This window comes from Streptomyces tirandamycinicus, assembly GCF_003097515.1.
Lineage (GTDB): Bacteria > Actinomycetota > Actinomycetes > Streptomycetales > Streptomycetaceae > Streptomyces > Streptomyces tirandamycinicus.
On the sequence record NZ_CP029188.1, the window covers coordinates 5,825,506 to 5,846,084 of the forward strand.

The 20,579-nt window shown below is 73.5% G+C and carries 15 protein-coding genes, 1 pseudogene and 1 riboswitch; of the genes and pseudogenes, 9 read left to right on the forward strand and 7 right to left on the reverse strand.

Annotated features, from left to right (window positions below; genetic code table 11):
• Positions 1-25 precede the first annotated feature (25 nt).
• Complete coding sequence (locus DDW44_RS25430; protein ID WP_108907880.1) at positions 26-241, reverse strand: heavy-metal-associated domain-containing protein; 216 nt, start codon at positions 239-241, stop codon at positions 26-28.
• A 233-nt stretch (positions 242-474) separates the two neighbouring features.
• Here DDW44_RS25430 and DDW44_RS25435 point away from each other — a divergent pair, with 233 nt between their 5' ends.
• The 6 genes from DDW44_RS25435 (at position 475) to DDW44_RS25460 (ending at position 8,323) form a co-directional block, all read left to right on the forward strand.
• Positions 475-1,968: an MFS transporter gene (locus DDW44_RS25435; protein ID WP_108907881.1), complete on the forward strand. Its 1,494-nt coding sequence runs from the start codon at positions 475-477 to the stop codon at positions 1,966-1,968.
• 47 nt (positions 1,969-2,015) lie between these two features.
• Positions 2,016-3,842, forward strand: coding sequence for an asparagine synthase (glutamine-hydrolyzing) (asnB, locus tag DDW44_RS25440; RefSeq protein ID WP_108907882.1), 1,827 nt, complete (start codon positions 2,016-2,018; stop codon positions 3,840-3,842).
• 10 nt (positions 3,843-3,852) lie between these two features.
• Positions 3,853-5,118 (forward strand): cytochrome P450 family protein, encoded by a 1,266-nt coding sequence (locus tag DDW44_RS25445; protein WP_108907883.1) that lies wholly within the window; start codon positions 3,853-3,855, stop codon positions 5,116-5,118.
• 165 nt (positions 5,119-5,283) lie between these two features.
• Positions 5,284-6,339, forward strand: coding sequence for an L-tyrosine/L-tryptophan isonitrile synthase family protein (locus DDW44_RS25450; RefSeq protein ID WP_208648008.1), 1,056 nt, complete (start codon positions 5,284-5,286; stop codon positions 6,337-6,339).
• A gap of 373 nt (positions 6,340-6,712) precedes the next feature.
• A complete protein-coding gene (locus DDW44_RS25455) occupies positions 6,713-7,465 on the forward strand; it encodes a DUF1775 domain-containing protein (RefSeq protein WP_108907884.1) in 753 nt (250 codons plus the stop codon).
• Positions 7,466-7,684: 219 nt separating this feature from the next.
• On the forward strand, positions 7,685-8,323 hold the full coding sequence (locus DDW44_RS25460) for a DUF5134 domain-containing protein (protein WP_108907885.1): 639 nt from the start codon (positions 7,685-7,687) through the stop codon (positions 8,321-8,323).
• Positions 8,324-8,480: 157 nt separating this feature from the next.
• Here DDW44_RS25460 and DDW44_RS32985 read toward each other — a convergent pair whose 3' ends face one another.
• On the reverse strand, positions 8,481-8,723 hold the full coding sequence (locus tag DDW44_RS32985) for a hypothetical protein (protein WP_167455532.1): 243 nt from the start codon (positions 8,721-8,723) through the stop codon (positions 8,481-8,483).
• Between the two features lie 180 nt (positions 8,724-8,903).
• Between DDW44_RS32985 and cobF the strand changes: the two are divergent.
• A pseudogene (gene cobF, locus DDW44_RS25470) lies at positions 8,904-9,692 on the forward strand (precorrin-6A synthase (deacetylating)); the annotation flags it as partial.
• 21 nt (positions 9,693-9,713) lie between these two features.
• Positions 9,714-10,127: a glyoxalase superfamily protein gene (locus DDW44_RS32990; RefSeq protein ID WP_411354563.1), complete on the forward strand. Its 414-nt coding sequence runs from the start codon at positions 9,714-9,716 to the stop codon at positions 10,125-10,127.
• Positions 10,128-10,473: 346 nt separating this feature from the next.
• Here DDW44_RS32990 and metE read toward each other — a convergent pair whose 3' ends face one another.
• The 4 genes from metE to aceA form a co-directional block, all read right to left on the reverse strand.
• Positions 10,474-12,792 carry a 5-methyltetrahydropteroyltriglutamate--homocysteine S-methyltransferase gene (metE, locus tag DDW44_RS25475; RefSeq protein WP_108907887.1) on the reverse strand — a complete coding sequence of 773 codons (2,319 nt, stop codon included), beginning with the start codon at positions 12,790-12,792 and terminating at the stop codon, positions 10,474-10,476.
• Positions 12,793-12,980: 188 nt separating this feature from the next.
• Positions 12,981-13,201: riboswitch (cobalamin riboswitch) on the reverse strand.
• Between the two features lie 246 nt (positions 13,202-13,447).
• Entirely contained in the window at positions 13,448-14,317 is an 870-nt protein-coding gene (locus DDW44_RS25480) for a 3-hydroxybutyryl-CoA dehydrogenase (protein WP_108907888.1), read from the reverse strand.
• The gene (aceB, locus tag DDW44_RS25485) at positions 14,314-15,912 is read right to left on the reverse strand and encodes a malate synthase A (protein ID WP_108907889.1); all 1,599 of its coding nucleotides are present in this window, start codon (positions 15,910-15,912) and stop codon (positions 14,314-14,316) included. Before aceB ends, DDW44_RS25480 begins: the two co-directional genes overlap by 4 nt.
• A 302-nt stretch (positions 15,913-16,214) precedes the next feature.
• A complete protein-coding gene (aceA, locus tag DDW44_RS25490) occupies positions 16,215-17,498 on the reverse strand; it encodes an isocitrate lyase (protein ID WP_017944554.1) in 1,284 nt (427 codons plus the stop codon).
• A gap of 398 nt (positions 17,499-17,896) precedes the next feature.
• Between aceA and DDW44_RS25495 the strand changes: the two genes are divergently transcribed.
• A complete protein-coding gene (locus tag DDW44_RS25495) occupies positions 17,897-19,303 on the forward strand; it encodes a short-chain fatty acyl-CoA regulator family protein (protein ID WP_108907890.1) in 1,407 nt (468 codons plus the stop codon).
• A gap of 108 nt (positions 19,304-19,411) precedes the next feature.
• Here the strand turns inward: DDW44_RS25495 and DDW44_RS25500 are convergent, their stop codons facing one another.
• Complete coding sequence (locus DDW44_RS25500; RefSeq protein WP_108907891.1) at positions 19,412-20,209, reverse strand: hypothetical protein; 798 nt, start codon at positions 20,207-20,209, stop codon at positions 19,412-19,414.
• Positions 20,210-20,579 lie beyond the last annotated feature (370 nt).

Below are 20,579 nucleotides of genomic sequence, written 5' to 3' on the forward strand. Positions count from 1 at the left end.
CTGCCCCGTGGGCCGGGTGCGGGGATCAGGCGGGCACCGGATCACCGATCTCGTATCCGGCCTCGACGATGGCGGCCCGCAGCCGCTCGTCGTCGAGGCCGGTGCCGTGCACGGTGACGGTGTTCGCGGCCAGATCGACCACGACCTCGCTCACACCGTCCACTTCGCGGATCTCCTCGGTGATGCTCGCCACGCAGTGCCCGCAGCTCATACCGGTGACGTTGTAGTGCTTCCGGGTCATGGGACCACTCCTCGAATGCCGGTGAACGCTCTCACCGGCGTACGGATACACGGGGACGGATGTTCAGCGCCCCGGTGAGAGAGGCCCTCACCCGGCACGGGCACACCACCCGTCTTCGGCTGTCACCCCAGTCGTCGGCCGGGAGCACCGCCGGGTTCCCGGCCCCGGGTGTGACGCGTGGGCCCCCCTTCTCCCGGCCGCAACATCCGTACCTCCGGACACGGTTCCCGGAAATGGCCGGGAACTCATCCCGCGGTGTCGCCGACATGTGGGACGAGGCCGCCGTCCGGCGGCCGTCCCACAGGGGAAGGGCGGAGAGGGTGACGGACCACAGCGGGGGCTCGGCGGAGCCCGGACGCATACCCGGCGGCGGCGACCGCTGGCTCCTGGTGGCCGTGGCGGGACTGCTGTCGTTCGTGGCCATGCTCGACATGAGCATCGTCAACGTGGCGCTGGCGGAGATCTCCCGGGACCTTCAGGTGTCCGCCGCGACGGCCCAGTGGGTGGTCCTCGGCTACCAGCTTCCCGTCGTGGCGCTGCTGCTCCCCGTCGGCCGGTGGCTGGACGGCGCCGGTCCGCGCTCCGCGGTGCTCGCCGCCACCGCCGGGTTCGCCCTGTGCAGCGCGCTGGCGGCGGCCGCCCCCTGGGCCGGTCTCCTCGTCACGGCCCGGCTGGCCCAGGGCGTCTTCGGGGCGGTCCTGTTCGTGCTGATGCCCGTCCTCGCCCTCGGCTCGGTACGGCCCGAGCTGCGCGGCCGGGCGATGAGCGTGCCGGCGACGCTCGGTCCGCTGGGCGCGGTGACCGGGCCCGCGGTCGGCGGACTGCTGCTGGACGGCCTGGGCTGGCGTTCGGTCTTCCTGGTCAAGATTCCCTTCTGCCTGCTGGCGCTGGTCGTGGCCTGGAGGGCGATGCCGGCCGACCGGGGGCTGCGGCTGCCCCGTGCCCGATCACTGCTGGACGCGTCGCTCGTCGCCACCGGCGTAACGATCCTGCTGGTGGCGCTGACCCTGGCGGCCGGCGACTCCCGGTGGCTGGTGCTCACCGCCGCCGCGGTGCCCGCGCTGTGGCTGTGGCTGCGCGGAGAGGGCGGCCGGCCGGTGAGCGGAGTGCTGCGGGTGCCCGGACTGCCGGGCGCGCACGGGGCGGTGCTGGCACTGGCGACCGGCTTCGCCGCGATGGCCTATGTCATCGCCCTCCACCTGCAGCGCGACAACGGCGTCAGCGCCACCGCCACCGGCCTGACGGTGCTCGCCTTCCCGCTCGGCATGGGGCTGGCCGGGCCGCTCGGGGGACGCCTCGCGGACCGCTACGGCGCCAGGCCGGTCGCGGTCGCCGGAGCCGCGGTCACCGCCTGCGGGTTGCTTCTGCTGGTCCCGGCCGGCGGGGAATGGTCGCCGGTGGACGTGGCCTGGCGGCTGGCCCTCGCCGGGGCCGGCATGGGACTCAACGGCGGCCCCACCCAGGCCCTGGTGATGGGGGCGGCGCCACCGGAGCGGATCGCGACCGTCGGCTCGACGGTCCAGCTCGCCCGCAGCCTCGGCTTCACGCTCGGCCCCGCCCTCGCCACCGCCGCCTGGGGCCTCGCCGGGCCGGACCACGGCGCCCGGGCCGGACTGGGCCTGGCCACGGCGGCCGCCTGCCTCTCCGTACCCCTGCTCCTGCTGCCCGCACGCCGCCGTGCCGACGTGGCGGCCACGACGAACGCGGCCACCGCCGCCCCCAACTGACCGAGGAGGCGGCCACCGCCGCCCGCAACCGACCGAGGAGACTGCCCTTGTGCGGAATCACCGGCTGGGTGTCCTTCCACCAGGACGCCCGCCGCCACGCCCCCGTCATCGAGGCCATGACGGCCACCCTCACCCCCCGCGGCCCCGACGCGGGCGGCGTCTGGCTGGGCGGGCACGCCGCGATCGGACACCGCCGCCTCGCCGTCATCGACCCGGTCGGCGGAGTCCAGCCGATGACCGACCGGCCCGACGAGCCGGCCGCCGTCCTCAGCTACAGCGGCGAGGTCTACAACCACCACGAACTGCGTGCGGAACTGAGGAGCCTCGGACACGACTTCCGCACCCGCAGCGACACCGAGGTGGTACTGCGGGCCTACCTGCAGTGGGGCGAGGACGTCGCGGAGCACCTGGACGGCATGTTCGCCTTCGCGGTCTGGGACGAGCGCGCCCGGCGCCTCCTCCTGGTCCGCGACCGCCTCGGCGTGAAGCCGCTCTTCTGGGCCGCCGTCGACGGCGGACTGGCTTTCGCCTCGGAGCCCAAGGCGCTGTTCGCGCACCCCGAGGTCCGCCCCCGCGTGGACGCGGACGGACTGCGCGAGGCGTACAGCCTGCTCTTCAACACCGGCCCCACGGTGTGGTCGGGCGTGCGCGAGGTCGAGCCGGGCGGCGTCCTCGTCCTGGACCGCGCCGGCATCCGCGAACGCCGCTACTGGCAGCTGGAGGCCCGCCCCCACGGCGACGACCGCGACACCACCGTCGAACACGTCCGCGACCTCGTCGCCACCGCCGCGCACAGCCAGCTGGAGGCCGACGTCCCGCTGTGCAGCCTGCTGTCCGGCGGGATCGACTCCACCGTGCTCACCGCGCTGCTCGCCGGTGAACTCCGCAGGCGGGAGGGCCCGGACGCGCGCATCCGCTCGTACGCCGTCGACTACAGCGACCAGGCCGAGCAGTTCACCGGCGACGTCCTGCGCACCGGCCACGACACCCCGTTCGCCACCGAGGCCGGGGCGTACATCGGCACCGACCACAGCACCGTCGTCCTCGACCCGCGCTCCCTGCTCGACCTCGACCACCGCAGGGCGGTCGTCGCGGCCCGGGACTCGCCGATCGGCGTCGGGGACATGGACACCTCGCTGTACCTGCTGTTCGGGAGGATCCGCGAGCACTCGACCGTCGCCCTGTCCGGCGAGGCGGCGGACGAGGTGTTCGGCGGATACCCCTGGTTCCACAACCCCAAGGCCCTGGCCGCCGCGACCTTCCCCTGGCTGCTGGTCACCGGCGACGAGGCCGCGATGCCGCTCAACCCCGAACTCGACCTGCGCATAGCCGAGTTCCGTGACGACACCTACGCCGACGCCCTGGCGGCGGTGCCGCACACCGACGGCGAGACCGCGGCCGAGCACCGGCAGCGCGAGATGCAGCACCTGTCCCTGACCCGCTGGCTGCGCCAGCTCCTGCACCGCAAGGACCGCCTCAGCATGGCGCGGGGGCTGGAGGTCCGGGTCCCGTACTGCGACCACCGCCTGGTCGAGTACGCCTTCAACACGACATGGGCGCTGAAGAGCTTCGACGGCCGGGAGAAGAGCCTGCTGCGCGCCTCGGGAACCGGCCTCGCCCCGGACTCGGTGCTGCACCGCCCCAAGAACCACTACCCGGCCACTCACCACCCCGACTACAACCGCGGGCTCCAGGACCTGGCCCGGGACGCGCTGTCCGACCCGCGGGTCCGCGCCCTGTCGGACGAATCCGTCATCAAGCCCTGCCTGGACACCCCGCCCGACCGGCTGCAGTGGGGCCACCGGCTCCGTCTCGAACGCGTCGTGGACCTCGCCCTGTGGCTGGACCACCACCGTCCCGAACTCGCCCTCTGAGGAGCGCATCATGACCCTTCACGAGACGCCTCCCGCCCTGGACGACGTCGACGCCCTCCCCGAGCCGGTGCCGCTGACCGGCTGCCCGTACAAGAGCAACCCCTACCCGCTCTACGGGCGGATGCGCGAGGCCGGCCCGGTCCACCGGGTGGTCTTCCCCAGCGGGGTGCACGCCTGGCTCGTCACCGGCTACGAGGCAGCCCACCGGGCCCTCAACGACGAACGCCTCGGCAAGAACCACGACCGCGGAAACGACCGCTGGCGGGCCCGAGCGTCGATCATGCCCGAGCCCCAGCACTCGCAGTTGCAGGTGCACCTGCTGCACCAGGACCCGCCCAAGCACACCCGGATGCGGCGCCACGTCACCGACTCCTTCACCCCGCGCCGCGTCGAGAGCCTGCTGCCGCGCTTCCAGGAACTCGCCGACGCCCTCGTCGACGAACTGCCCGAGACCGGTCCCGCCGACCTCGTCGCCGGCTTCGCCGCGCACTTCCCCTTCCAGGTCCTCGCCGAAGTCATCGGGCTGCCCGCCGAACTGGCCGCCCGGTTCGACCGCGACTGGGGCAAGGTCGTCCAGCCGGTCGGCCCCACCGACGCGGGCCGGCCCGCGTACGAGGCCCGGCTGCACGGCCTGCAGAGCTATATCGCCGAGGTCGTCGCCCACAAGCGCGAGCACCCGGACGACGACCTGCTCAGCCGTCTGGTCGCCGCCCGCGACGGCCATGAGCTGACCCAGGAGGAACTGGACTCCATGATCTTCCAGCTCCTCGTCGCCGGCCAGGAACCGGTCACCAACCAGATCACCACCGCCCTCATCGCCCTCTTCCGCCACCCCCACCAGCTCGACCGGCTGCGCGACGATCCCGGTCTGCTGCCCCAGGCAGTGGAGGAACTCCTGCGCTACGACAGCGCCTTCGAACTCACCACCTGGCGCTTCTTCGCCGAGGACAGCGATCTGCACGGCACCGAGGTCCCGGCCGGGGACTCCGTGATCGTCTCGCTGTGCGCCGCCAACCGCGACCCCCGGCGCTTCGACGAGCCCGACGAACTCGACCTGGAACGCAGCCCCAACCCGCATCTGGCCTTCGGCCACGGCATCCACTTCTGCCCCGGCGCCGCACTGGCCCGCGCCGAACTCCGCATCGCCCTGGGCACCCTCCTCACCCGGCTGCCGGGCCTGCACCTCGCCGTCCCGGACGAGGACATCCAGTGGATCCCGGCCGTCCTCGGCCGCGGCACCAACCACCTGCCCGTCGGCTACGGCCGGCGCGTCTGACCCCTGACACCACCACCGGGCCCGGCCGAACCGGGCGGGGCCCGGTCCGCGGCGGTACCGATCCGCCGCCCGGCCGAACGTCCGCGCCCGGCCGTCAGCCGAGGCGCCATGCCGCTATGCCGCTGTGCGCCCATGCCGCCATGCCCGACCCCACGGAGACCCCACATGCCGCTGACGACAGCAGCCGACGCCCGTACCGCCGAGACCGCCGAGACCGCCGAGACCGCCGAGAGTGTCGGGACCGCTGAGAGTGTCGGGACCGTTGAGAGTGTCGATTCCATCGGGACCATCGAGACCGCCGGGACCATCGAGACTGTCGAGGCCGCCGGGACCGTCGGCACCGCGGTCCTGAACCTGCTCCTGCCCCACCACCGCACGGCCGACGACCGGGCAGCGCCCACCGACGCCTTTCCCCACCAGCTCCGCCAGATCGGCGCGTTCGTGCGCCGGAACGAGCCCATCGTCCTCACCCTGCCCGGCTTCCCCTGCAAGTCGCCGAACCCGGCCAAGGTCCTCGGCCACCTCCCCGATCAGGGGGAACGGCTCTCCCTGGCCTTCCTCAACTCCCTGTGCGCCCGCATCGGGGAGATCCACGCCCCCGGGGCCCGGGTCGTCATCTGCTCCGACGGCCATGTCTTCGGCGACCTCATCCGCGTGCCCGACGAGCACATAGACGCCTACTCGGACGAGCTCAGCCGGCTGATCGACGAACTCGGCCTGGACCATCTGTCCGTCTTCGACCTCAGGGACGTCCTCGGCGACCTGCCCCACTCGGCGAAGCGCGCCTACGTCCACGACCGCTATGCCCCCGGCCTCGACGAACTGCGGGCCGAGGTCCGCGCCGACGGGCACACCCTGGCGCTGTACCGCGGCATCACCCGCTTCCTCCTGGACGACACCGCCGACTTCGCCGGGACCCGCTCCGCGCTTCAGCGCGAATGCCGCCGCCGGGCGTACGGGGTCATCCAGCGCAGCCGCGCCTGGGGCGAGCTGATCGCCGAGCACCACCCGGGTTCGGTACGACTGTCCATCCACCCCCAGGCCGTCGGGGCGCCCAAGTTCGGGATCCGCCTCCTGGACGCCCCCGACGTATGGACCACTCCCTGGCACTCCGCGGCGCTGCACCGGCCCGACGGCACATGGAGCCTGCTGCCCCGGGCCAGGGCCGAGCGACTCGGGCGGCTGGTGCACCACGACGGCAGACCGAGCCACTTCGAGTGACGGACCGATTCGTATGACGGACCGATTCGTATGACGGACCCATGGACATGACGGACCGATTCGTATGACGGACCCATGGACATGACGGACCGACTCGCATGACGGACCGACGGGCTCCCGGCCCCCGGGCCCGGGCCCGGCACCGCCTCGCGACCTCCGTCCGTACCGGCGGGCCGAGGCTCGTGCGCCTACTGCCGCCGCGCCGTTCCCTGCTGTTGAATGCGGCTGCGGCTGGTCGCGGCTGCGTCCACCCACTGCCGAGGCCGGAGTCCCACGGCGGTCCGGGCCCGGCCGGCAGCGCACCAACCCACCAGAGCACGATCCTGTGGAAGCACCACCAGACATGAGTACCAGCGGACCAAGGGAGTCACCGATGCCCCGTTCCACCCCGGCGCGCGGACTGTGCCGTACCGGCGTCCTCGCCACCGCAGTGTTCGCGGCGGTCATGGCCGGAGCGGGGCCGGCCACGGCCCATACCGAGGTCGAGGCGCCCGGCGCCCGGGCCCTCGACCAGAACGTCGCGCTCGCCTTCACCGCCGCCTCGGAGTCCGACTCCGCCGGGATCAGCAAGCTGGAGGTGATTCTCCCCGAGGGCATCGCCCCGACGGACATCACCTACCAGGAGGGGCCCGAGGGCTGGAAGTTCGCCGCCACCGACCGGGGTTACACGGTGTCCGGGCCGAAGCTCGCGGTGGGGGAGGACGCCGAGTACGTCGTGACGGCACGGCAGTTGCCCGACGTCAGGGCCCTGTACTTCAAGACCCTCCAGACCTACGACGACGGGAAGGTCGACCGCTGGATCGAACTGGAGGAGGAGAAGGGCGGCGAGGCGCACGGCCACAGCCACCCGGCTCCCCGGCTGGCACTGGAGCCCGCCGCACCCGGCGCGAAGCCGGTGGGCCCCACACCCGTGCAGACGGCGACGACGGCCCCGGCCACCACCGGCCCCGGCCCGGCCGAGGCCGCGGGCGGACCGCCGGCCGAAGCCGCGGAAGCCGCGGAAACCCCCACGGGGGACGGCGGGGGCATGCCCGTCGCCGCGACGGTCGGTGTCGCCGTGGCCGTGCTCGCGCTCGGCGGCGGGGCGTGGTGGTGGTTCAGGAGCCGCCGGGGCGGAGCCGCGTGAGGCCCAGCCGGTCGTGCCCCGGCCGGAATCCCCGACGCGCGTGAGACGGCGGCCGTTACCTCCCGGCGCGGACGGGCGCCGGTGGGGACGGGCCCGCGCCACCACGGCCCCGGGCCGGCCGGTCGGGACACCACGAGGGGCCGCCGTACCCGAACGCCCGACCGCGCCGGCTACGGCAGACGCGGGTGCCGGGCGGCGGCACCCCGACGGGGTCGCCGCGTGATCGCCGGGAACGGACTGCGCTGGATCCTGACCGCGGTGTTCGCCGTGCCGGTGACGTACGGGATGTGGCGGGCCTGCGCCCCGCGTACCGCCGCCGGTGACCGGGTCGACCAGGTGTTCCACGTCGTGGCGGGAGCACTGATGATCGCCATGGTCTGGCCGTGGGGCACGGAGCTGCCGACCGGCCCCCAGTTCATCGTGCTGGTGGCGGGCGCGGCGTGGTTCCTGGGCTCCGCGCCGCTTCGTGCCACCACGGGCGCCCGGGTCGCGGCGTCGACCGCGGCCCTGCCGCATGTCGTGATGATGGCGGCCATGACATGGATGGTCGCGGTCATGGGCGCCGCGGCCTCGGGGCACGCAGGAGGGACCCACGCCCATGCCGGGGCGCACGTCCCGGGTGTCTCCGGTGCCACTCTCATGCGGCTGGCGGACGCAGGGCCGAGACTGACGGCGGTCCTGCTGGCCGTCCTGCTCGTGGCGATCGGGCTGCGCCGGCTCGCCCGGGCCTTCGAACGGGCTCCGACCGTCCCGCACGGCGCCCGAGCCCCGGCGGGAGGCGGCGAGGGCGCGCTGGCCCACGCCTGTCACGCGGCGATGGCGCTGGGCATGGCGGAGATGTTCGTCCTGCTCGTCTGAGACCGCGGTGGACTGCCGGCAGGCAGGCGGCAGAGACGGACGGCGGCGGAAGGCGGGGCGCACACCCCCGCACACCGCACACCCGCGTACCGCGGCGGGCGGAGCGGGGTTCGGCGGCAGCGGACTCCCGCTCGTGGCGCGTCGGTGCCGCGTACGGTCACGGGACGAACCCGGATCGCAGCCGCGTCGTCCCGCCGTACGACGGAGGCGCCGAACCGCCTTCGAGACCGCCCTCACCCAGGGCGTACGCTTCGAGCGCCGACTCTTCCGCGCCGTGTTCACCACCGCCCACCAGAACGACGCCCACCAGAACGACGCCGACCAAAGCGACGCCGACCAGAGCGACGCCGACCAGAGCGACGCCGACCAAAGCGACGCCGACCAGAGCGACGCCGACCACGAGGAAGACGATCAGAAGGAAGACGAGCGAGGGAAGGCACGACCGCGTGCACGGAGAAGCGGCCACCGAAGTCCACCCACCGCTGACCGAGTGCGTCGCGGCCGGGGCCCGCCGCCGCGGACGGCGCGGGCGGGTCCCGGCCGTCCGCATCCGGTCTCCCCGTCCAGAAGGCAACCCCGAATGAACACGGACCCCCGCCGCCGCCTCCTCGTCATCGGCATCGGCGCCGGCGACCCGGACCATCTGACGCTCGCCGCGGTGAAGGCCATCAGCCGCGCCGACGTCTTCTTCGTCCTCGGCAAGGGCCCGGAGAAGTCCGCGCTCACGGACCTGCGGCACCGCATGCTCGACGAGCACGCCCGCCCGCCCTACCGCGTCGTCGAGGCCGAGGACCCCTGGCGCGACCGGGCGCAGGAAGGCCGCAGCGGCTACGCGGCCGCGGTCCACGACTGGCGCAGCCGGCGTGCCGACCTCTACGAGCGCCTGATCCGGGACGAGTTGGAGCCGGGGCGGACCGGCGCGTTTCTGGTGTGGGGTGACCCGGCCCTGTACGACAGCACGTTGGGCATCCTGGCCGAGATCGAGGCACGGGGCACCGTCGCGTTCGACACCGAGGTCGTCCCGGGCGTCAGCAGCGTGTCCGCGCTGGCGGCACGGCACCGCATCACCCTGAACCAGGTCGGGCGCCCCGTCCGCATCACCCCGGCGCGCAGGCTCCGCGAGGAGGGCCTCGACGACGCCGACGTCGTCGTGATGCTGGACGCCGGGGAATCCTTCACCGAGGTCGCGGGCGACGGCGTGTGGATCTACTGGGGCGCCTATATCGGCACCCCCGACGAGATCCTGGTCTCCGGCCCGCTGCCGGACGTCGCCGACCGCATCAGCCGGCTGCGCGCCGAGGCACGTGCCCGCCACGGCTGGATCATGGACACATACCTGCTGCGCACCGCCGACGGTCCGGTTGCCGACGGCGCCGCCGGTGCCGACGGCGTGGCCGGACGGGCGCCGTCGGCGCAGGACCCCGCCGGGACGCCTTCCCGGCCCGCCCCGGCCGGGGAGACGGGGGACCCGGGGGACGCGGAGGCGGTTCCCGTCCTCCGGGTCGCCGATACCGCCGCGGCGGTCTCCTGGTACGGGCGCCTCGGGTTCGTCAAGCGGTGGGAGCACCGGTTCGAGCCGGGACTCCCGGCCTTCACGGAGATCGCGAGGGGTTCCGTGAAGCTGTTCCTGTCCGAGCACACGGGCGACGCCCGCCCCGACACGCTGGTGTATCTGCGGGTGGGTGACGTCGACGCCGTCGCACGCGAGTTCGGGGTACCGGTGACCACCGCCCCCTGGGCGCGCGAGGTGGAGCTCCACGACCCCGACGGCAACCGGCTGCGGGTGGGCACACCGCTGGAGTGAGGCGCCCCGGGCGCGGTTGTGGTGATCTCGTCGGCGATGCCCCGCGTGGTGATCCACTCGGTGGAGGCCGCGGTGTGGTGCCGCGTCGTCGGCAGGGTGGGACCGAAGGTGCCCAGCGGCAGCAGCCAGGCCAGTCCGTTGCCGAACAACCGTGCGCTGATGCCGGCCAGGCCCAGATGGCCGGCCGCGTTGTGAACGGCGGCGGCCACGTCGGCGGGCAGTCCGAAGAGGACCGGCAGTGCGGAGAGGGCGGCCGCCATCAGCGCGAGCGGCCCGCGGGAGCCGATACGGCCGGGAGAGGCGCTGGTGGTGCGGTGCCCGCAGCCCCTCCCGGCCGGCGTGAACACTAGGGCGCGCCGAGTTCCGCGCGTACTGTGCGGGCCGCCGCGACCATGTTCTCCAGCGACGCGCGCGTCTCCGGCCAGCCGCGGGTCTTCAGCCCGCAGTCCGGGTTGACCCACAGCCGTTCGGCCGGGATGGCCTCCAGCCCCCTGCGCAGCAGTCCGGCGGCCTCGTCAGGGCCCGGCACCCGGGGGGAGTGGATGTCGTACACGCCCGGGCCCGCCTCGCGCGGGTAGCCGTGGGCGGCCAGTTCCCGGGCGACCTGCATATGGGAGCGGGCGGCTTCCAGGCTGATGACGTCGGCGTCGAGGTCGTCGATGGCCTGGACGATGTCGCCGAACTCCGCGTAGCACATATGCGTGTGGATCTGCGTGTCCGGGCGTACCCCGCTCGTGGTGAGCCGGAACGCCTCCGTCGCCCAGTCCAGGTAGGCGGGACGGTCCGCCGCGCGCAGCGGCAGGGTCTCGCGCAGTGCCGGCTCGTCGACCTGGATCACCGAGGTCCCGGCCGCTTCGAGGTCGTCCACCTCGTCGCGGAGGGCGAGGGCGACCTGCCGGGCGGTGTCGGCGAGGGACTGGTCGTCGCGGACGAAGGACCAGGCGAGCATGGTGACCGGGCCCGTGAGCATGCCCTTGACCGGGCGGGTCGTGAGGGACTGGGCGTACGTCGTCCAGCGCACCGTCATCGGCTCGGGGCGGGAGATGTCGCCGGCGAGGATCGGCGGCCGGACGTAGCGTGTGCCGTACGACTGCACCCAGCCGTGCTGGGTGGCCAGGTAGCCGGTGAGCTGCTCGGCGAAGTACTGGACCATGTCGTTGCGTTCGGCCTCGCCGTGCACCAGTACGTCGATGCCGGTCTTCTCCTGGAAGGAGACGACCTCCTGGATCTCGGCCCTGATGCGCTCCTCGTAGCCCGCGGTGCCGATGCGGCCGGCCCGGAGGTCGGCGCGGGCGGTGCGCAGCTCGTCGGTCTGGGGGAACGAGCCGATGGTGGTGGTCGGCAGCAGGGGCAGGCCGAGGTGGGCGCGCTGGGCCTCGGCGCGCCGGGCGTACGGCTGGGAGCGGCGGGCGTCTGAGTCGGTGATCGCCGCGCTCCGGGCCCGTACCGCCGGGTCGTGGGTGATCGGGGAGCCGGCCCGGGAGGCCAGGTCGGCCCGGTTGGCGGCCAGCTCGGCGGTGATCGCGCCGGTGCCCTCGGAGAGGCCCCTGGCGAGGGTGACGATCTCGTCCGTCTTCTGCCCGGCGAAGGCCAGCCAGCGCAGGATCTGCGCGTCGATGTCCCGCTCGGCCGCCGCGTCGAGGGGCACATGGAGGAGGGAGCAGGAGGCGGCGACGTCGACCCGGCCGGCGAGCCCGAGCAGGGTGCCCAGCGTGGCCAGGGACTTCTCCAGGTCGTTCACCCAGATGTTGCGGCCGTTGACCACCCCGGCGACCAGGCGCCTGCCGGGCAGGCCCCCGGCGGCCGCGAGTGCTTCGAGGTTGGCGGCGGCGGCCTCGGTGAAGTCGAGGGCGAGCCCGTCGACGGGGGCCTTGGCGAGCACCGGCAGGGCGTCGCCGAGCCGGTCGAAGTAGGAGGCGACGAGCAGCTTCGGCCGGTCGCGGAGCCCGCCGAGGTACGCGTAGGCGCGGGCGGCCGCGTCGAGTTCGGCTGGGGTGCGGTCCTGCACCAGGGCCGGTTCGTCGAGCTGCACCCACTCGGCTCCCGCCGCCCTCAGGTCGGCCAGAATCTCCCCGTACACGGGCAGCAGGCGGTCCAGCAGGGTGAGCGGGTCGAAGCCGGCGGCCACGCCCGGGGCGGGCTTGGCCAGGAGCAGGTAGGTGACCGGGCCGACCAGGACGGGCCGGGCGCTGAGGCCGAGCGCGAGCGCCTCACCCAGCTCGCCGACCTGCTTGCCGGAGTCTGCCGCGAACATGGTGTCCGGTCCCAGCTCGGGCACCAGGTAGTGGTAGTTGGTGTCGAACCACTTCGTCATCTCCAGCGGCGCCACGTCCCGGGTGCCCCGCGCCATGGCGAAGTAGCCGTCGAGGGCGTCGGCGTCGACGGCCGCCCGGTGGCGGGCGGGGATCGCGCCGACCATGACCGTGGTGTCGAGGACGTGGTCGTAGTACGAGAAGTCCCCGGTGGGCACCTCGTGCACGCCGGCGTCGGCGAGCAGCCGCCAGTTCGCACGGCGCAGGCCGGCGGCCGTGGTCCGAAGGGCGCCGGCGGTGACGCGGCCCTTCCAGTACCCCTCGATCGCCTTCTTCAGCTCCCGGTTCGGGCCCTGACGGGGGTAGCCGAACACGGTGGCCCGTGCTGCCGCGGCTGCGGACTTGTCGGTCACGGAGATCTCCTTCGCGAGATGATTCCCTGAGGTCCCGGAGAAGGGGACGAGCGCGCGAAGGTGGCGGACCGGGCGGAGCGGCCCCGCGTGGCGGGCGCGGTCGTCCGTCTGGTCTGAACTCCCCCGGACCACGTCCGAGGGCGCCGCCGACCCGCCCTCGAGGTCACCGGGATGTCCGCGCACGGTGGTCCGCGCACGGGCAACGGGCAGGTCTTCGGACTCACGGGCACGCCACTCCACGAAGGAGGGCACCTACTGGCCGTCGCTTCCCGGACCCGGGCGGGTCCAGTGCGTGTGACGGCGGTCGTTCCCGCTCACCGCTGCGGGGCAGTCCCGGATTCCCACCGGGTTCCCTCTTACGACGCAGCCCGCCTGGCGGGCGGGGCGAACCAGCTGCACGGGCCAGCCTACGGCGCGCACCGGCCCCGCGGACAGCACCGTCCGTCCTTCGGATGGTGAGGTCGGTGGTGAGGCGGGACGCGGTCCGCGGTGCTCGGAGCGGCCGAAGGGCGGGGAGCGCGCATCGCGCTCCCCGCCCCCTCCCCTGTTGCTCCCCCCGGCTCCCTCGTCCGGTGGGGTGGGGCCCGGGCCCCTCAGCCCGGGCCGACCGGGCTCCTCGGCCCGGTGGTTCGGTTCCCGCCGCCGTCGCGGCCCCTCAGCCGCGGTCGTACGTGTGGAATCCGCGGCCGGTCTTCCGGCCCAGCAGCCCGGCCTCGACCATCCGCTGCAGCAGCGGCGGCGGGGCGTACAGCGGCTCCTTGAACTCGTCGTACAGGGACTCCGCGATGGAGGCCACGGTGTCCAGGCCGATCAGGTCCGCGAGCTTCAGCGGGCCCATGGGGTGGGCGCAGCCCAGTTCCATGCCGGCGTCGATGCCGGCGGCGGAGGCGAATCCCGACTCCGCCATCCGGATCGCGGACAGGAGGTACGGCACGAGCAGGGCGTTGACCACGAAGCCGGCCCGGTCCTGCGACCGGATCACGGTCTTGCCCAGCAGGCGCGCGGCGAAGTCCTCGACCGCCGCGGCGGTTTCCGCCGACGTGTGCAGCGAGGTGACGACCTCCACCAGCGGCAGCACGGGCACCGGGTTGAAGAAGTGCAGTCCCACCACCCGGTCGGCGCGGCCGGTGGCCATACCGAGGCGCATCACGGGCAGGGAGGAGGTGTTGCTGGCGAGGATCGCCTCCGGGTCTTCGACGATCTTGTCGAGGGCGGCGAAGACCCCGGTCTTGGCGTCGGGGTTCTCCACGACGGCCTCGACGACCAGCTGCCGGTCGGCCAGGTCCTCGAGGTTCCCGGTGAAGACCAGCCTGGACAGGGCGTCCCGCGCCGTGTCCCGCTCCAGCTTCCCGCGCCCGACCGCCCGGTCCAGGGAGGCGACGACCCGCTCCCGTGCGGCGCAGGCGGCCACGGAGTCCACCTCGCACACCACGGTGTCCAGTCCGGACCGCGCGCAGACCTCGGCGATACCTGCCCCCATCTGGCCGCCGCCGACGACGCCGACGCGCCGGATGCCCGCGCTCATGATCCGGCCCCCGCGCGCTGGACGAGGTGACGGGAGTAGGCGTCCGGGGTGAAGAACAGCGGCAGTTCGGCGGCCAGGGCGGTGCGTTCGAAGAGGGCGCGGACCTCGTCGACGGCCGCCCAGGGGAACTCGGCCGCCAGCGCGTCGAGTTCGTTGTCGAGGAGGCGCAGCACGGTCTCGCGGTCGACGACGCGGTGCCGCAGCCACTGCCAGATCTGCACCCGGGCGATCTCGGCGGTGGCGGCGTCCTCCATGAGCCCGTGCAGCGCGACCGCGCCCTGCCCGCGGAGCCAGGCGTCGAAGTAGCGCAGGGCGACGGCGATGTTGGAGCGGATTCCCTCGGCCGTGGGCGGACCGCCGGCACGGCGCACGGACAGCAGGTCGGCGACGGTGACCTCGACGTCGTCCCGGGTCCGGTCGAGCTGGTGCGGGCGGTCCCCGAGGACGCCGTCGAACACCTCGCGGCACAGCGGGACGAGGCCGGGGTGGGCGACCCAGGACCCGTCGAAGCCGTCCTCCGCCTCCCGTTCCTTGTCGAGTCTGACCGTGGCGAGAGCCGCCTCGTGGGCTTCCGGTTGCCCGGCGGGGACCTGGGCGGCCATGCCCCCGATGGCGTGCGCGCCGCGCCGGTGGCAGGTGCGGACGAGCAGCTCGGTGTAGGCGCGCATGAACGGCGCCGTCATGGTGACCTTCGCCCGGTCGGGGAGCAGGAAGTCGGTGCGGTGGCCGAAGGTCTTGATGAGGCTGAAGAGGTAGTCCCAGCGGCCGGCGTTGAGACCCGAGCTGTGCTCCCGGAGCTCGTAGAGGATCTCCTCCATCTCCACGGCGGCGGTGATGGTCTCGATGAGGACCGTGGCCCGGATCGTGCCCCGGGGGATGCCGAGGAGTTCCTGGGCGAGGACGAAGACGTCGTTCCACAGCCGGGCCTCGTACCGGTTCTCCAGCTTCGGCAGGTAGAAGTACGGGCCGAGGCCGGCGTCGATCTGGCGCCGCGCGCAGTGGAAGAAGTACAGGCCGAAGTCGACGAGCGAGGCGGGCACGGGGCGCCCTTCGTGCTCGAGGTGGTCCTCGGTGAGGTGCCAGCCGCGCGGGCGGACGACGACGGTGGTGATCCGGCCGTCGCCGCGGAGCCGGTACTCCCTGCCCTCCGGGGTGGTGAAGTCGATGCGGCGCTCGACGGCGTCGAGCAGGGTGAGCTGGCCGCCGACGATGTTGTTCCAGGTGGGGGCGGTGGCGTCCTCGAAGTCCGCCATCCAGACCTGGGCGCCGGAGTTGAGGGCGTTGACGGCCATCCGCCGGTCGGGCGGTCCGGTGATCTCGACGCGGCGGTCGGTCAGGCCGGGCGCGGGTGGGGCGACACGCCACGACGGGTCGGCCCGGACGGCGGAGGTGACCAGGGGGAACTCGAGGGGGGAACCGGCGGACAGGCGTATGGCCTGGCGGCGGCGCTCCTTCAGCAGTTCCCGCCGGCGCTCGCCGAAGGCGTCAGCCAGGCGCCCGATGAAGTCCAGGGCGGCGGGGGTGAGGATCTCGTCGTGACGGGGGCCCGGCGCGGCGAGGACGCGGACCTGGCGGGGCGGAGCGCTGGTGGGCATCGGTTCTCCTGGAGCGGACGGCGGGCGGGGCAGAACAGGGCAGGGCAGTGCGGGGCAGTGCGGGGCAGGCCGGGGTGCCTGGCGGCGGGCGGCGGGCGGCGGCGGGGAGGGGAGCGGGGGCGGACGGAGACGGTCGTCCGGCCCCCGCTCGGCCGGTGGTCCGGACCGGATGGGCCGGACCACCGGTGCGGGTCGGCGGGCCGGGCCGCGGGGCGGTGTGCCGGTGCGGCTCAGGGTTCGGGCCGCGGGGCGGTCTGCCCGTGCGGGTCGGCGGACCGGGCCGCGGGGCCGGACGTCGCGGCTCAGTGGAACTGCTCCTCCTCGGTGGAGCCGGCGAGCGCCGTGGTGGAGGAGGCGGGGTTGATCGCCGTGGAGACCAGGTCGAAGTAGCCGGTGCCGACCTCGCGCTGGTGCTTGACCGCGGTGAAGCCGTGCTGCTGGGCGGCGAACTCCCGCTCCTGGAGGTCGACGTACGCGGTCATGCCCTGTTCGGCGTAGCCGCGGGCCAGGTCGAACATGCCGTGGTTCAGGGAGTGGAAGCCGGCCAGGGTGATGAACTGGAAGCGGTAGCCCATCGCGCCGAGTTCGCGCTGGAACTTGGCGATCTGGTCGTCGTCCAGCGCGGCCTTCCAGTTGAACGACGGCGAGCAGTTGTAGGCCAGCATCTGGTCCGGGTGCCGGGCGTGGACGGCCTCGGCGAACTCCCGGGCCTGGGCCAGGTCGGGGGTGCCGGTCTCGACCCAGATGAGGTCGGCGTACGGGGCGTAGGCCAGACCGCGGGCGATGACCGGCTCCATGCCGTTGCGCACCCGGTAGAAGCCCTCGGCCGTGCGCTCGCCCGTCACGAACCGCGCGTCGCGCTCGTCGACGTCGCTGGTGAGCAGGTTGGCGGCCAGCGCGTCGGTGCGGGCGATGATCAGGGTCGGGACGTCGGCGATGTCGGCGGCGAGCCGGGCCGCGTTGAGGGTGCGGATGTGCTGGGCGGTGGGCACCAGGACCTTGCCGCCGAGGTGGCCGCACTTCTTCTCGGAGGCGAGCTGGTCCTCGTAGTGGATGCCCGCCGCACCGGCGGCGATCATGGCCTTGGTCAGCTCGAAGGCGTTGAGCGGGCCGCCGAACCCGGCCTCGGCGTCGGCGACGATCGGCGCCAGCCAGTCCGTGGTGTCCGCGCCGCCCTCGGCGGTGGCGATCTGGTCCGCGCGCAGCAGCGCGTTGTTGATCCTGCGCACCACCTGCGGGACCGAGTTCGCGGGGTAGAGGCTCTGGTCGGGGTAGGTGTGGCCCGCCTGGTTCGCGTCGGCGGCGACCTGCCAGCCCGACAGGTAGATCGCCTGGAGACCGGCCCTGACCTGCTGGACGGCCTGGCCGCCGGTGAGGGCGCCGAGGGCGTGGATGTAGTCGCGCTCGTGCAGTTGCTTCCACAGCCGCTCGGCGCCGCGCCGGGCCAGGGTGTGCTCCTCGCGGACGCTCCCGGAGAGCCGGAGCACGTCCTGCGCGCCGTAGGTGCGCTCGATGCCCTTCCAGCGGGGGTCCGTCGCCCATCGGCGGGCGAGCTCCTCGGCCGCCTGCGTCCGCGCCTCTGTCATGGCCTTCACCGTCTCCCTCGGTAGTCCGAACTGCCAATCCCGCCATTGGGCGATGTCCGCTCGATGCGGGATGGCACTCTGTGTCTCATCTGTGTCTTGGTTGTGGTAGCGACCCGCCGGGCCGGCGCTGGGTGGAGCTGAGCAATGCTGCCGGTCAGTAGGGCGACTCTGCCGGGATCTCCGACGTCAGGGCATGAATCGCGCCCGGTGATCGCGCCCTCTGCCACAGGACCGGCGGGCCGCTCTCTGAACTGTGGCACTGGCACTGGGTGCCATCAAGCGAGGATCCATGCCAACTTCTGCCAATCTTCCCGACGGCTTTTGCCAACTTTGCCAAGGTGGAGACGGCTGCTGCTTCGCGTACGCTGACCCCGACCCGGACCACCAGGGAGTGAACGGTGAGCAGGACGTACGCGGGGGCGCGGCTGCGGCGGCTGCGCGAGGAGCGCCGGATGACGCAGGCCGAACTCGCACGTGTCCTGGGCATCTCCCCGAGCTACCTCAACCAGATGGAGCACGACTCCCGTCCGCTGACCGTGCCCGTGCTGCTGAGACTGACGGAGAGCTTCGGCGTCGACCCGGGCTTCTTTTCCGAACGCGACACCACCAGGCTCGTGGCCGACCTGCGCGAGGCGCTGGCACCGGAGATCGCCGAGGCGCGGGTGTCCGCGTCGGACCTCGGCGAGCTCGCCTCACGCATGCCCGCCGTCGCCAAGGTGCTGGTGGACCTCGGCCGCCGCAACCAGGCCCTGTCCGAGCGGCTCGCCACCGCCGCCGACGGCAGGGGAGCCCGGCCGGCGGAACCCCGCACGCCCCACGAGGAGATCCGGGAGTACTTCTACCGCCGCCGGAACTACCTGCACGACACCGACCTCGCCGCGGAACGGCTGGCCGAGGAGATCGGCATACGGCCCGGCGAGATCGTCCGCGCCCTCACGGCCCGTCTGGTCGAGGCCCACCGGGTGCGCCTCACCGCCGAGAGCGGGGACCGCCTGCACCACTACGACGAGGAGGCCCGCGCCCTCCACCTCTCCCCGCGGCTGCGGCCGGGGCAGCGGGCGTTCCGCCTGGCCACCCAGCTCGCCCTGCTGGAGTACGGCGACGAACTGGACCGGCAGGCGGCCGAGGACTTCCCCGCCGGTTCGCCCACGCACGCCCTGGCCCGCATCGGCATCGCCAACTACTTCGCCGCCGCGCTCATCCTGCCGTACCGCGCCTTCCACACCGCGGCCGAGGAGGTGCGTTACGACATCGAGCGCCTCACCGACCGCTACGGCCTCGGCTACGAGACGGTCTGCCACCGTCTGAGCACGCTCCAGCGGCCCCGGCTGCGCGGGGTGCCGTTCTCGTTCGTGCGCGTCGACCGCGCCGGCAACATGTCCAAACGCCAGTCCGCGACCGGCTTCCACTTCTCCCGGGCCGGCGGCACCTGCCCGCTGTGGAACGTGTACGAGGCGTTCGCCGCGCCGGGCCGCATCCATGTGCAGATTGCCGAGATGCCCGACGGGCAGCGGTACCTGTGGACCGCCCGCGCGATCACCCGGCACAGGGGAGGGTGGGGCGAACCCGGGAAGACCTTCGCCATCGGCCTCGGCTGCGAGATCCGGCACGCCCACCGGCTCGTCTACTCGGACGGGCTGGACCTCGACAGCGCGTCCGCCGCCACCCCGATCGGCATGGGCTGCCGTGTCTGCGAACGGCTCGACTGTCCTCAGCGCGCGGCGCCGCCGCTCGGCCACCCGCTGCGGATCGACCACAACAGCAGCACCTTCGTCCCCTACCCGGTGGGGCCCGCCGCTCCCTGAGACGACCCCGGGAGAAATGCCGTGCACGGTCGCCGGCGGCAGGCTCCCGGCGCGTCTCCCGCCGGATCACACGCGCCGGATCACACGCGCCGGATCACACGCGCCGGATCACACGCGCACGGGAGCCCGTCGGCCACGAGCCCACACCGCCGTCGCGGCCACGACGGCGAGGCCCGCGGCGGCGGTGCCGGCCAGCACGGGCTGCCCGGCACCCAGCGCCCCCAGCGCGGCCGTCAGCAGACCCCAGCCCGCGGCGAGGGCGTAGGGCACCAGCCCTCGTGTCCACACGACGACGGCGACCGCCGTGGCCGTGGCGCCGGCGAGCACCGCGCACTGACCGGCCACACCCACCGCTCCCTCGACGGGGGCGCCCGATCCGGCCAGGGCGGTGGTGAGGTTCACCCAGACCGCGATGCTCGACCATCCCGTGTAGACACCGAGCATCCACCACAGAAGCCCCCGTGGCAGAGGCCCCCAGCCCGCGATCGCGCCCTGCTGCTCCAGAGCGACGGACATCGCCCGGAGCAGGCCGGCGATCATGACGGCGAACACCGCCACCGTCCCCCACACCGGGGCCACCTCCGCCGCGACCAGCCAGCAGCTGAACCCGGCGAAGACCACGGACAGCGGCACGGCCAGCCGATCACGCAGGTCCGGATCCGGGCGGCGTCCGGGCAGAGCCCAGACGGCGTACGCGAGACACAGCAACTCCACCAGGGTCCAGATCGAGAACGCCCAGCCGACGGGGACGATGGGCGGCTCACCGGCCCGGTCGGCAGCCGTGAACTCGCCGCCGTAGAGCCGGCTGAGAACGGAACTCACCACCTGCCCGACCGCCAGCACCAGCATCACCGCCCGCCACGGGACGGCTCGGCGGGCGGAGCGGGTCGGGGAGACGGCTTGCACTGGCGATCATCCTTCCGCCGACCACAGGGTCCTTCCCCGATCGTCGTCGACCGACCTCGGGCTTCCTTCAGCCGTCGTCGGTCCTGGCAGGTCTTCGTCGGTCTGCGCAGGTCTTGGCAGGCCTTCGTCGCTGTCGGCAGGTCTTCGTCGGTGTCGGCAGGTGTCGGCAGGTCTCGGCAGGTCTCGGCAGGTCTCGGCAGGTCTTCTTCGATGTTCTCGCGAAACGCGGACCGCGGATGCGGCGCACACGCCCGAACGCGTCACCGGCCGGCGGGGTGCCCGCGCTCACCGCCCCGGATGCGGACGATTCGGCTGCCTCGCCGGCGGCCGGAACGCACTGTCGTACACCCTCGGCACTTGCCCTCCCGCC